Below are 13,105 nucleotides of genomic sequence, written 5' to 3'. Positions count from 1 at the left end.
ATGAACATTTTTAATAATCCAGTTCAGCCACATGAAGGACTCCATCAGCGACTTCGACAACAACGACTTGGGCTCCGGCAAGAATAGGTTTGGCTTCAAAACTGGTTGCTGTATGTACCGTATTTCCGCTCACCAGCTTAATCATGACCTCTCCATACCCCTTTTCTGGAACAGGAATTGTAATTTCACCCATCTTGCCTGTCAGCTCTTTTATGGAAAAGCCTGTGGACATCTCACTATTCCGTGCTGGCTTTATGTAGGCAAAAAACACAAGTACGCCGCCTAGCAGTCCAATGAGCAAAGAAAGAAAAAGAAGCCCTGCAGTATCAAGCTCTGTGTACTTGGATAGCATGATTCCTGCTCCACCAAAGATCGTAATCACACTTGCAACAACCGTCGTATTCAAGAAATCGAACCCCGGGAAATCGGCAGCACCTTCAAGCAAGCCATCCAGCAAATCTCCAAATAAAACACCGATTACTGCAAAAAGCGCTCCTCCAATCAGACAAGACCAGTATAAAGTTTCCATGTTCCACCCCCTCTTCTGTTGTATGTACATGTAAATTAATACGTATGAATTAGGAAAATGTTTCAATATTTTGAAACTGCAGAAAAACGAATTAAATAGCCCTTCGCAGAGTAAACACCTGCAAAGGGCTTTTGGTTAGAATTAATATATATACGATTGCAAATTACAATGATGCTTTGTAGATGGCCACAACATCTTCACGTTGCAGTTTATTAAAGTTACCGAATGGGCCAAATACCATTGCTTTATCAGCCATTGTATCAATTTGACTGTCGTCAATATCATAATCAGCTAGGCGACTTGGTGCTCCAATGGAAGTCCAGAATGTACGAAGTGCTTCAATTCCTTCAAGGGCAATTTCCTCATCCGTTTTCCCTTCTGGATTCACTTCAAATACATTGATTGCTAAGCGTTTGAATCGAGCTACATCCACATGCAGGTTATGTTTCATCCAGTTCGGGAACAAGATCGCAAGTCCGCCGCCATGAGGGATATCATATACCGCAGATACCGCATGCTCGATGTTGTGGGTCGCCCAGTCTCCTGCTAGACCCATGCTTACCATGCTGTTTAGAGCCATCGTACCACAGTACAGAATCGTTTCACGCAGTTCATAGTTTTCGAGATCACCAATCAGTTTTGGCGCAGCTTCCATCACAGTGCGAAGCAGCGTCTCACAGAATCCAAGCTGAACCGGAGTATTTGGATCCAAATGGAAGTAATGCTCCAGTACGTGAGACATCATATCGACCATTCCATATACGGTTTGATCTAGAGGTACAGAATACGTATGTTCTGGATCAAGAATAGAGAATACAGGGAAAACGTATGGACTTCCCCAGCCCAGTTTTTCCTGAGTATCCTGGTTTGTAATAACAGATCCGCTGTTCATTTCTGAACCTGTGGCAGCCATTGTCAGTACCGTTGCTAACGGCAAAGCATCTTGCGGCATTGCTGTGCGTTTGCAGAAATCCCACATATCTCCATCGTATTTCGCGCCTGCTGCAATAGCTTTCGCACAGTCAATTACACTACCGCCGCCGACAGCAAGAATTAAGTCTATTCCTTTGCTTTTACAAATCTCTACTCCTTGATGAACGGTGGACAAGCGCGGGTTTGGTTCCACACCAGACAACTCATGTACTTCTGCCCCAATGTCGCTAAGAATGGATAGAGTGCGATCATATAGACCGTTACGTTTTATACTTCCTCCGCCATATACAAGCAGTACTTTTTTGCCGTATTTCGGTACTTCTGTTTTTAAAGCTTCCAACTGTCCTTTTCCGAAAATTAGACGTGTTGGATTATAAAATTGAAATGATCTCATCATGAGGATCGCCTCCAGATTGTTTAGAAGAATAGCGTCTATTTATTTGCGCCGTTCTATCATTATAAATGCCAAAGAATAGTAAAACAAATTTCATAGACTAGAAACCAACTTCAACATACCTTTGGTTGCTTTAATCACTATGAAATTACTCACGAGCTGAATGAAAAAATAATAACTTACATGCACTATTAGAATAAAAGCACACCCCCGGTTTGAAGGTGTGCCATATCGTTATTTTTGTTCTGTGAAACCAACATGTTGTACAAAACGACGGAATGCAGCTTTACCTGCTTCATCTCGTTTAAATACGCCGGCATGTTCAAGAATTTTCGCAAATTTGATACCTGCTTCTTCTTGAACTTTACCCACTGCTTTTTCCTTTGATAAGGAGGTTCCATATTTATCTGTAAGCTCTTCAATCCATGCTTTGTGCTTATAGAGAGCAGATTGTTCGTTCGTTATAGTTTGTTGTCTTAGTTCATGATTTCCTGCGAGCATGTCTGCAATGAGATCAAGTTCTTCTTTTAAACGACCTGGCAAAATAGCTAGTCCCATAACTTCGATTAGGCCGATGTTTTCTTTTTTGAGGTGATGCATTTCTGGATGCGGATGGAAGATTCCATCTGGATACTCGCTGCTCGTACGGTTATTACGCAGTACTAAATCCATCTCATACTGCCCATCTTCTGTACGGCGAACAATAGGAGTCACGGTGTTATGCGGTACCCGTTCTCCGCTTGCCTCTGTATGGGACAAGATATCAACTGCTGCATCGCTGTATTCCTTCCACGCCTCGTATATCTCATTACCTATTTCAAGAAGCGCATCCGAACTTTCGGACGTCAGACGAAGCACGGACATTGGCCATTTCACAAGACTAAGCTTCACTTCTGGAGCTTTTTCAATCGTAAATACCGCTTCCTGTACCGCCTTCTGAATTGGAAATGTATGACGTCCTCCCTGGAAATGATCGTGCGTTAGAATACTTCCGCCCACGATGGGAAGATCAGCATTTGATCCAATAAAATAGTGTGGATACTGATCAACAAATCCAAGCAAACGGCGAAGGGTATCTTTAGTCAGTTTCATCGGTACATGATCATGATGGAACACGATACAGTGTTCGTTGTAATACACATACGGTGAGTACTGGAACAACCATTTTTCTTGATTCATCGTCAGCGGAATCGTTCTGAGATTCTGACGAGCTGGATGGTTAATCCGGCCCCGATAGCCTACATTCTCTCGGCATAACTGACATTTCGGATAAACAGGAGGCGGCAAAAGTTTAGCCATTGCAATCTCTTTCGGACTTTTTTCCGGCTTGGATAAATTGATTGTGATCTCCATGTCGCCATACTCTGTAGACTGTTTCCAGTACACATTCTTCTTAACTCGTTCCATCCGAATATAGTTGGAGTCTATGGACAGTTGGTAGAAACGGTCGGTAGCCGCCTGAATTCCTGATTTCGACTCATTCTCTCGGAACTCCCGAATTACCTCAGATGGGCGGGCCATGAGAAGACCCATAATCTGAGCATCGAGCAAATCACGGTACGTATCCGTATTCTCTGGGATCAGACCCATTTCAACTCCATAATCAATTAGAATATCAAGAACAGGCTGCGGTCCGGAAAGCTCGGACTCATCTACCAATCCTGCAAAAGGTTCATCGAATTGAAACAAGCTCAGCAGCTGATTACGGCTGTAGTCTACATCTGCATCTTCAATGAGTGTGTGTCTGTGAGCAAACAATACCAGCCTTTCAATGGCATGAAGCGCTTCTTCTGCAGCTGGTAAGGACTGTGAATTTTCTGAAGTTGTTCCTGCACCGGCGTTCATATTCATTTCAGACATTAGTTTACTCTCCTTTATTGTTCGCACTATAACCTTCGGGATGAGACTGATGCCAGCCCCATGCACTCGCGATTACATCTTCAAGATTTGTATATTTTGGCTCCCAACCAAGAACAGAACGAGCTTTTGCGGAGGAAGCGACAAGAACTGCCGGGTCTCCTGCTCTGCGCGGTTCCATGACAACCGGGATTTCTAGACCGGTCACTTTCTTCGCCGTTTCGATTACTTGTTTTACACTGAAGCCTGTACCGTTTCCTAAGTTAAATACATTGCTTTCTTCACCCTTGCGAAGATAATCTACAGCCCGTAAATGCGCATCTGCCAAATCGCTCACATGGATGTAGTCACGGATACAAGTACCGTCTTCTGTCGCATAATCATCACCAAAGATAGCAATTTGTTTACGCTGTCCAAGTGCAGTTTGCAGTACCAATGGGATTAGATGGCTTTCCGGCTGATGATCTTCCCCAATTTTTCCATCCTTATGAGCACCTGCTGCATTAAAGTAACGAAGAGATACATACTTAATACCAAGAACTTTATCAAACCAAGACATCATGCGTTCCATCATGAGCTTCGTCTCACCATATACATTCGTAGGTTCGGTACGATCTGTTTCTTCAATCGGTACTTTTTCCGGCTCGCCGTAAGTAGCAGCGGTAGATGAGAATACGATTTTGCTAACCCCTGCATTATTCATTGCTTCCAGAAGAGTTAACGTACCAAATACGTTATTGTCGTAATATTTCGCCGGATTCTGCATGCTTTCACCAACCAGTGAATTCGCTGCAAAATGGATAACAGCTTCAATCTTATTCTCGGCAAACACCTGATCCAAAAATGCTTTGTCTCGCAAGTCGCCTTCGTAAAAAGCTCCGCCAAGTACCGCTTCACGGTGCCCTGTCTGCAAGTTATCCACTACCACTACTTCTTCTCCGCGTTCAAGGAGTGCCGCTACCGTATGAGATCCAATATATCCTGCTCCACCTGTAACTAAAATTGCCATTTTTTATTCCTCCCCGTCCCATTCTTTTACTCCATCGCCAACACCGCATACATAGAATTCGCCTTCAAGACCTGTGCGCTCTTTATATGCAGCCCCCACTTCTTTAACAAAACGCTCTACATCATCTTCATGGACAAGAGATACCGTACATCCGCCAAATCCTGCACCCGTCATTCTGGCACCAAGTGTTCCTGGAATCTTCCGTGCTTCTTCTACCATGACATCGAGTTCTGAACAGCTTACTTCATACAAGTCGCGAAGCGAGTCATGAGAAGCATTCATCAGCTGACCGAATGTCGTAAGGTCGTTTGCGCTTAGCGCTTCAACAGAAGCTAGTACACGCGCATTCTCTTCTACAACGTGTCTAGTCCGATTCTTCAGGACTTGTTCTCCGAGATGTACTTCGAGCTCTTCATATTGTTCTGGCTTCAGCTCAGCAAGATACTCGAGTGACGGTACATGTTCTTTCAGAATAGAAAGAGAACGATCACATTGTTCACGGCGTTCGTTATATGCGGAATCAACCAATCCCCGGCGTTTATTCGTGTTGCCGATAATGAGTTTGTAAGATCCCGTTTGGAAAGGAACATGTTTGTATTCCAGCGTATCGCACATGAGCAGAATCGCATGATCTTTCGCTCCATTTGCAACCGCGAATTGGTCCATAATTCCGCTGTTTACCCCAACATACTGGTTCTCTGCTCGCTGAGAAAGAAGGGAAAGTTCTACCGTATCGATGTTGCCGCCTTCCATCGTTAGCAGTCCAAATCCAGTAACGACTTCCAGCGAAGCAGAAGAAGACAAGCCAGCTCCATTTGGAATTTCGCCATGGAATAACAGGTCATATCCTCTAGTTACAGGAGTTCCTGCTTTTTTCAGTTCAACCATGACACCTACTGGATAATCGATCCACTCATCTGTCTTGGATGCACCAATTTCTCCTGCTTTTACAGTCGCTGTATAAGGAATATTGGTAGAGAAGAAGTGAATCTCATCATCTTCACGCTCGCGAATGAGTAGTGTTGTACCAAATTCAAGTGCTGCTGGCAGTACATAACCGCCGTTATAATCAATATGTTCACCGATCAGATTTACACGTCCCGGAGCATAAAATACACGAATGTCAGAAGAGCTGTTACCGTACTGATTAATAAAAGAAGCTGTAAGATCTTGCACGTTCACGGGTATATCACCTCTTGTATAAGTTGTTTTGATTTATAGGTTCAGTATACTTGAAAGCGTTACACATGGTAATGTAGTGATGTGTTTTATATATGGACAAATGTGACCTTCAAATAAAATTAAACATGGAAAACATTGGCATTACGGACGTATTCACCCTGTTTTTTATGGTATAATTCTTATAACAATAAACAAGTAAATGAATAAGGGAGAGAAGCCCATTCCCATGACACATAACGAAATTCCATATACGTATTCTATAGCTTCCAACCCTGTTTCTTATGAAAACAGTTCTTTGCACGTTCTTTTTGCAGGCGAAAGCCAAACCAAGCCAAGCCATGCACTTGGGCCGAAAATTTATGATTACTACCTGCTCCATTACATTGAGTCGGGTAAAGGCATCTACAAAACAGAACATCACACCTACCATTTAAAACAAGGGGATTTGTTTCTTATTCATCCTTCACAGCTCGTGAGCTATGTATCGGATGAGGAAGAGCCTTGGCGATATCGGTGGATTGCTTTTACAGGGGCAGAAGCCGATGAACAAGTACGGTATACCGGATTCACATTGGACTTACCTGTATCCTCTGCAGGAGAACAAGATCAATTCTCGAAGCTCCTCGGTATGATGCAGGAGGCCTTTTACGAGAAAAAAGAGAGTGCACACCTTACCTCCTTAGGATATTTGTATCTTGTTTTCGCTTTAGCTAAAGAACGACTTCTTTTAGAATCAGCATTGCCTCTCGTAGATGCAAGAGTCGGAGGAACGGTCAAGCAAATGATTCAGTACATGTCGACGCAGTATGCTCACCCCATCTCTATAGAGCAAATGTGTTCGAGCCTCGGATATAACCGGGCCTACCTTTCTCGTATTTTCAAAAAAGAAACAGGATTTTCTCCGGTAACCTATCTGCTCAAACTAAGAATTGATAAATCAAGACAACTGCTGCGAGAGAGACCCGAGTTATCCGTGGAACAGGTCTCTGCATCGGTCGGGTTACCGGATTCCCTATACTTTTCAAGACAATTTAAACGTTTTTATAAACAATCACCAACCGCCTATCGAAAACAAGTACAAGAGCAGCCTAGTGATAAAAAGTCATTCCCTTGAACAAGCAAAAAATCCTGCCCCGAGATCAAACCAGGCAGGATTTTTCTATTAATTTATCATGTTCGTTCATCTATATAAGTGCTCTACTAGGATTCATTGTCTCGAAGAATATTTTCGATTCGTTCCAGCTCTTCTAGAGAAAAATCGAGATTTTGCAGTGCGTTAACATTCTCCTTTATCTGACCAGGGCGGCTCGCCCCGATAAGAGCAGAGGTAACTTTTCCACCGCGAAGTACCCACGCAAGGGCAAACTGCGCCAGACTTTGTCCTCTTGAAGCTGCAATCTGATTGAGTGCGCGTACTTTACGCAGCGTTTGAGGAGTGATCTGATTTTCGTTCAAGAATACAGACGAGCTTTTCGCTCTTGAATTGTCAGGAATCCCATTTAAATATTTACTAGTAAGAACCCCTTGCTCTAATGGACAAAAAGCAATGCTTCCAACTCCATTTTCCTCGAGTACATCCTGAAGTCCATTTTCAATCCAGCGATCAAGCATTGAATATCTCGGCTGGTGGATTAATAACGGTGTGCCCAGTCCATTTAGAATACGAACCGCTTCTTTGGTCTGATCCGCAGAATAGTTAGAAATCCCAACATATAAGGCTTTTCCCGAACGAACAATATGGTCTAGTGCCTGCATCGTTTCCTCTAGCGGAGTCTCTGGGTCAAAACGATGAGAATAAAAAATGTCTACATAATCTAGTCCCATTCGTTTCAGGCTCTGATCAAGGCTTGATATTAAGTATTTACGTGAACCCCATTCCCCATAAGGTCCTGGCCACATGTGATATCCTGCTTTCGTAGAAATCACCAGCTCATCTCGGTAGGGTAACAGATCACTCGTAATTATTTGTCCAAACATTTCCTCTGCTGATCCAGGAGGAGGTCCATAATTGTTAGCTAAATCGAAATGAGTAATCCCTAAATCAAAAGCGGTACGAATCATCTCACGACCGTTCTCTAGACTGTTAATTCCACCAAAGTTGTGCCAGAGTCCAAGTGAGATGGCAGGCAATTTCAAGCCTGAGCGTCCCAGCCGATTATATGTCATCGTCTCATATCTTGCTTCATTTGCTATATAAACCATTATTGTTCATCCTCTCCCTATTCCTCATACCACACCATTCATTTCTAGTATTTATGATAGACCTTACCTCTGTTCTACGCAAGAAAACGTTTACAAATAAATAAAAAAATAAGCCTATCTTAAAAATTTAAGACAGGCTGTAGTGCAACCTTCTCTACAATAACGCATTTACTTGATCCATCACTTTACCAATTGGTTCCGAAATGAGAAGATCTGCTTTGTTATCGTACGGTGTAGGTGTAGCGTTTAGGAGTGCGATGTGCTTCCCTTGAAAATACGTCACAAGCTGTGCAGCAGGCTGCACGGTCAGCGAAGTACCGCCAATGATAAGCAAATCTGCCTCCGACAAGGCATCAACGGCATGATAAAGTGTTCCCTGATCGAGTGATTCTCCGTAGAGCACGACATCGGGTTTTACGATGCCGCCACATTTCTCACAGTACGGCACTCCGCTCCCCGATTGCAGAATATAATTCAAATGATAAAACTTAGAGCAGTCCATACAGTAGTTACGATGAACGGAACCATGTAATTCATGTACCACTTTACTGCCTGCTGCTTGATGGAGTCCATCAATATTCTGGGTTATGACAGCCGTCATCTTCCCTTCTTTTTCAAGACGAGCCAGCAGACGGTGTGCTCCGCTTGGTATGGCATCCGGGTGCAGCATCTTATTACGGTAGAAATCATAGAAGATATCGGGGTGCAGTTTAAAAAAATCGATACTTAATAGTTCTTCGGGTGAGTACGGAGAATGCTGTTCCGTTTGATAAATACCGGCCGCAGAGCGAAAATCAGGAATACCACTTTCCGTGGAAGTACCTGCGCCGCCAAAAAAAACGATTTTGGAACTTTGCTTTATCCAGGTTGTTAATTGTTCAACGGGTTCCATCATGAAAGTGCACTCCATTTCATAAAAAGTCTATTCAAGCGATATTTGGGTATAACTCGTAATGACGGTATCTGCATCATGTAAATAAAACGGATTATGTGACTGTATGAAACCAACAGCAAGTGCTGATCTTGCACTTTTCGCCATCTGCATATCACCATTACTGTCACCAATGACGGCACAATCTTGCGGAGATAAACCGAGCTTTGCACAGCAGGCATGAGCACTTTCCGGATGAGGTTTACTGTTCTGTACCTGATCATATCCGATTATAACATCAAAATAATCTAATATCCCGAGCCATCTCAAATGAAGCTCCGCAGTATCTGTTGAGTCAGCGGTCACGACGCCGAGCCTCAGCCCTTTTTCACGGCAACTGATGAGAAAAGGAATTAATCCTGGTGTGGGATGAGCATGCTCTTGTTTCACTTTGCTCATCGCCTGCCTGCTGACCATTCGTACATAAGTGATGGCATCATTCCACGGCATTCCAGCAGCGTACAGCTGCCAGGCAAGTAATCCCGTAGATTCACTTACGGTTGCAATGGCAAACGGCCCTTGTGCATCGTAACCAATGACGCTGCCGCTGCTATTATACTGCGTACCGAATACCTGGTCTCTATGTCCCGTAAAAGAACATCCCAATGAGGCCAGTTTCTTCTCCAGTTGATCAAGTACAAATGTAGCCCATGGCGCCCACAGCTTATTTAAATCAAGCAATGTTCCATCTTTGTCAAACAAAATTCCTGAGACGTGTGCCTCTGCTTTTTCTGTTTTTAATAAAACCATTGCTAGGTCCCCCCTCCCTCATTTCCATAATTAAACAATCTTCATCTTATCATGCAACAGCTTATGCAAAAAAAATTCTGACCGGGTCCCCGATCAGAATAAAAGTTAATATTGCTATAGATTACTGCCTTACTTTTCGGATTGTATCTGATCCATCCAAGAAAGAAGAGAATCGGCAGTTAATGTAATTTGTTCTTCCATCGTAATGTCAGCGGTGCCGTCCCCTTTTTGCAGACCATAGTCACCATACTGCGCATGATTACCTCCAGGCAGGTTGTAATAGATGGTATCTTGCGGAAGATAGTTTCTGCCTACCTCTACATTCTCACGATTGACTACATCATCTTTCTCCCCAATAATGCTGATGACAGAAAGCGATGTATCACTCACATCTCCTTTTTCATCTGCATAAGCACCTAATAAAAACATGCCTGCAAGATCATCTGCATGACCCGCTGCAAACCTTGCAGCCATAGCTCCGCCAAGTGAATGTCCACCAATCACAAACGTTTCATCAGGATAAGCTTCTATTACTTTACTAGCTGAATTTCCTCCAGCCACCGACAGATTAGCCGGCATTTTCATTACATATACGGGATGTCCGCCTTCCGCAAGCAGCTGAGCTAATGGAGCGTAACTTGCTTCTTCAACAAAGGCTCCTTGATAAAAAATCACACTCACGCCCTGTGGTTGTTTAGGTTGAAATTCAATCCAATTCTTCTGATCTATCACTTCAACTTGCTCGGTAGACTGCATTGCAGCTTGGGCTTTCTCCAGCGGTTCGAGGGTGTTCATGGAAAGATAAGCCCACATACCTCCAATAGCAAGCACTACTACTAAGATAATGCTCCAAATTGTTATTTTTAATTTTCGATGTTGTTTTGTCTTGCTGTTATTCAACTCAGTCACCTTTTCTTTTCTTATTTCTCGAGAATCGCTTTACGGTAAGCACCAATATACTCTTCAGCCTTTCGCTTTACGTAAGTCATATCCCCTGTTTTTACTGCTTGCTGTGTCAGATCTGAGCCAATTCCTACTGCTACAGCTCCGCCCTTAATCCATTCACCTAAATTATCCAAGGATACACCCCCCGTAGGCATAAAATTAGCCTGTGGAAGCGGACCTTTCATCGTTTTGATGACGGATGGATCGTATACACTGCCTGGAAACAGTTTTACTACATCCACACCAAGCTCAAGTGCAGTTTGAACTTCAGCAATCGTCATCACACCTGGCATCACAGGCACTCGGTATAAATTACACAACCTTACCGTGTCCGGATTTAACGAAGGTCCTACAATAAAAGCGGAACCTGCCATAATTGCAGCTCTTGCGGTCTGAGGTTCAAGCACCGTCCCCGCTCCGATGATTGCAAAACGCTCTTCATCTGCTGTGTCCCAGCTGTACGTTTTACTTAGTTCCTCAATAGCCTGCAAAGCACCCGGTACGGTCAAGGTAATTTCAATTACTTTAATCCCGCCTGCAATCGCTTGCTCGGCCATTTCAACAACCTGCTTTGCAGAATCTGCACGTAAGACAGCTACGACACCATGTTCCACGATTTTTTGGATTAACTGCAGTTTTTTCATCTTCCTTACAACTCCTTATATTATGTATGATTTGTTCTATGATTTCAAAAGGGAAATTCTTTAGATCAAAGATCCAATGACCCCATACTATCGTTCAATATGCTGAATATTGTTCAGGGCAGCTTCTACTTGGGCATGTGTCGGGAGCGCTTCCCAGTCTCCTACCGCCTGAATAACCATGCTTCCCATTAAACTTCCGAGTTTCGTTGCCTCTAAAGGTGTCTTGCCTTGTAATATACCAGCAAGGAAACCAGCGCAAAATCCATCTCCCGCCCCTACGGTATCAATTACTTGCTCTGCTTTGACATAAGGAACCTTTTCTATTCTGCCGTCATCCAGCACATAGGTAAGATCAGGTCCGCCTTTTACGATGGACACGGCCTTCAAAGTCGATAACTTCTCGAAAATCCGTTCTGAATTTTCCTCATCATATAGAAGTTTCAATTCATCAAGACCCGGCAAAAAATAGTCTGCTTGCTCGGCCAAAGACAAAAGCACAGGTCTAGCCTCATCAATTGTCCATAACTTCAACCTTACATTAGGATCAAAACTCACTTTCACACCAGAATCTTTAGCGATGCGAATCGCTTCCTGCACCGTCTTTAAGCTGGATGGACTAATAGCAGCTGTAATCCCGGTAACATGAAGTATTTTGGCACTGGCAATATAATCCCTGTCGAGTTCAGATGGTGTCATACAGCTTGCTGCAGACAGCTTCCTATAATAATGCACCGAAGACTTGCCCGGTAGATTTTCTCGGATCATAAGCCCTGTTGCCATTCCTTCCTTCAACTTCGCTCGGGATACATCAACTCCTTCTCCGCGAATCGACTTCATGATCATCTGACCTAAAGGATCATTACCAAGCCATCCGCACCATCCACTTCGTTGCCCCAAACGAGCAAGACCAATGGCTACATTGCTCTCTGCTCCGCCAAAAGATTTATGCAAGGTTGAAGCGTATTCTAGTCCTCTGGTATCTTGCGCGGTGAACAACCCCATGCTTTCCCCAAAAGTAACTACTTCAGGCTGAACGGATGTATTTCGCATTTTCTAGAAACCCCACCTTTTCATCACAAAAACGATAGGCGTTTTTGCTTTAGATAATTTCCGTTTCGGTTCATAATCTTCCATTAAGGTTCATTAACTCTATTGTCATCTGCATTGTAACCGTTGTCAATTATAAAATTGTTAAAATAATATGCTTTACAACATTTTTTTACAATCACTCATTTTCTTCGTTTCACAGCAAATCAGCTGTGGTAATTAGATGTTAATAATGAAAAAGGAGAGAGTCTACATGTCAAATTCAAAAACCAACCGACCCAAAATGACTCGTGCTGAAGCAGGGCGGCTTGGCGGGGAAGCCACTTCAAAAAAATTTGATCGATCATTTTATGAAAATATAGGTAGAAAAGGAGGAATCTCCACGTCAGAGAACCATGATGCAGATTTCTACCAAGAGATTGGAAGCAAAGGGGGACAGGCTACGGCTCGCTCCCACGACCGTACATTTTATCGTGAGATTGGACGCAAAGGGGGCCTTCGTTAAGATATCTTGTGTACTGGCTTAATTTCAGAAACGTAAAATTGATAAATAAAAGAGACTTTATTTCACATGACAATCATCTGCTCACATAAAACGAATCTAGCGGATCTTTTAGGAAAATATACGGGTTCGTAAAGCTGCGGAGTCTTGATCACTGGGAAATTCAGGTCTCTTTTTTGT

13 protein-coding genes are annotated in these 13,105 nt (G+C 43.2%); 2 read left to right on the top strand and 11 right to left on the bottom strand.

The window, feature by feature from the left end:
- Positions 1-10 precede the first annotated feature (10 nt).
- From GQY27_RS11615 to GQY27_RS11595, 5 genes are all read right to left on the bottom strand, one after another.
- Positions 11-529: an NfeD family membrane protein gene (locus GQY27_RS11615; RefSeq protein ID WP_160034488.1), complete on the bottom strand. Its 519-nt coding sequence runs from the start codon at positions 527-529 to the stop codon at positions 11-13.
- A 163-nt stretch (positions 530-692) separates the two neighbouring features.
- Positions 693-1,856: an iron-containing alcohol dehydrogenase gene (locus GQY27_RS11610; RefSeq protein WP_160034639.1), complete on the bottom strand. Its 1,164-nt coding sequence runs from the start codon at positions 1,854-1,856 to the stop codon at positions 693-695.
- Between the two features lie 234 nt (positions 1,857-2,090).
- Positions 2,091-3,716 carry a UDP-glucose--hexose-1-phosphate uridylyltransferase gene (locus GQY27_RS11605; protein WP_160034486.1) on the bottom strand — a complete coding sequence of 542 codons (1,626 nt, stop codon included), beginning with the start codon at positions 3,714-3,716 and terminating at the stop codon, positions 2,091-2,093.
- A 4-nt stretch (positions 3,717-3,720) separates the two neighbouring features.
- Complete coding sequence (gene galE, locus GQY27_RS11600; RefSeq protein ID WP_160034484.1) at positions 3,721-4,722, bottom strand: UDP-glucose 4-epimerase GalE; 1,002 nt, start codon at positions 4,720-4,722, stop codon at positions 3,721-3,723.
- 3 nt (positions 4,723-4,725) lie between these two features.
- Positions 4,726-5,904 (bottom strand): galactokinase, encoded by a 1,179-nt coding sequence (locus GQY27_RS11595; protein WP_160034482.1) that lies wholly within the window; start codon positions 5,902-5,904, stop codon positions 4,726-4,728.
- Between the two features lie 226 nt (positions 5,905-6,130).
- On the opposite strand from GQY27_RS11595, the gene GQY27_RS11590 reads away from it, so the two are divergent.
- Positions 6,131-7,018 carry an AraC family transcriptional regulator gene (locus GQY27_RS11590; protein WP_160034480.1) on the top strand — a complete coding sequence of 296 codons (888 nt, stop codon included), beginning with the start codon at positions 6,131-6,133 and terminating at the stop codon, positions 7,016-7,018.
- 86 nt (positions 7,019-7,104) lie between these two features.
- Here the strand turns inward: GQY27_RS11590 and mgrA are convergent, their stop codons facing one another.
- From mgrA to GQY27_RS11560, 6 genes are all read right to left on the bottom strand, one after another.
- Positions 7,105-8,106: an L-glyceraldehyde 3-phosphate reductase gene (gene mgrA / locus GQY27_RS11585; protein ID WP_160034478.1), complete on the bottom strand. Its 1,002-nt coding sequence runs from the start codon at positions 8,104-8,106 to the stop codon at positions 7,105-7,107.
- Positions 8,107-8,260: 154 nt separating this feature from the next.
- On the bottom strand, positions 8,261-8,998 hold the full coding sequence (locus tag GQY27_RS11580; RefSeq protein ID WP_160034637.1) for an NAD-dependent protein deacylase: 738 nt from the start codon (positions 8,996-8,998) through the stop codon (positions 8,261-8,263).
- Positions 8,999-9,028: 30 nt separating this feature from the next.
- A complete protein-coding gene (locus GQY27_RS11575; protein ID WP_160034476.1) occupies positions 9,029-9,787 on the bottom strand; it encodes an HAD family hydrolase in 759 nt (252 codons plus the stop codon).
- A gap of 129 nt (positions 9,788-9,916) precedes the next feature.
- Positions 9,917-10,687, bottom strand: coding sequence for an alpha/beta hydrolase (locus tag GQY27_RS11570; RefSeq protein WP_160034474.1), 771 nt, complete (start codon positions 10,685-10,687; stop codon positions 9,917-9,919).
- Positions 10,688-10,707: 20 nt separating this feature from the next.
- Positions 10,708-11,376, bottom strand: a complete 669-nt coding sequence (locus tag GQY27_RS11565) for a bifunctional 2-keto-4-hydroxyglutarate aldolase/2-keto-3-deoxy-6-phosphogluconate aldolase (RefSeq protein ID WP_160034472.1) — start codon at positions 11,374-11,376, stop codon at positions 10,708-10,710.
- 87 nt (positions 11,377-11,463) lie between these two features.
- Positions 11,464-12,426, bottom strand: a complete 963-nt coding sequence (locus GQY27_RS11560; RefSeq protein ID WP_160034470.1) for a sugar kinase — start codon at positions 12,424-12,426, stop codon at positions 11,464-11,466.
- Between the two features lie 250 nt (positions 12,427-12,676).
- Between GQY27_RS11560 and GQY27_RS11555 the strand changes: the two genes are divergently transcribed.
- Positions 12,677-12,928 (top strand): KGG domain-containing protein, encoded by a 252-nt coding sequence (locus tag GQY27_RS11555; RefSeq protein WP_160034468.1) that lies wholly within the window; start codon positions 12,677-12,679, stop codon positions 12,926-12,928.
- The last annotated feature ends 177 nt before the right edge of the window (positions 12,929-13,105 follow it).

The organism is Paenibacillus sp. An7, from assembly GCF_009870785.1.
GTDB lineage: Bacteria > Bacillota > Bacilli > Paenibacillales > Paenibacillaceae > Paenibacillus.
The sequence above is the reverse complement of the archived record's forward strand: the minus strand, read 5'-3'. Positions and strand labels throughout refer to the sequence as shown.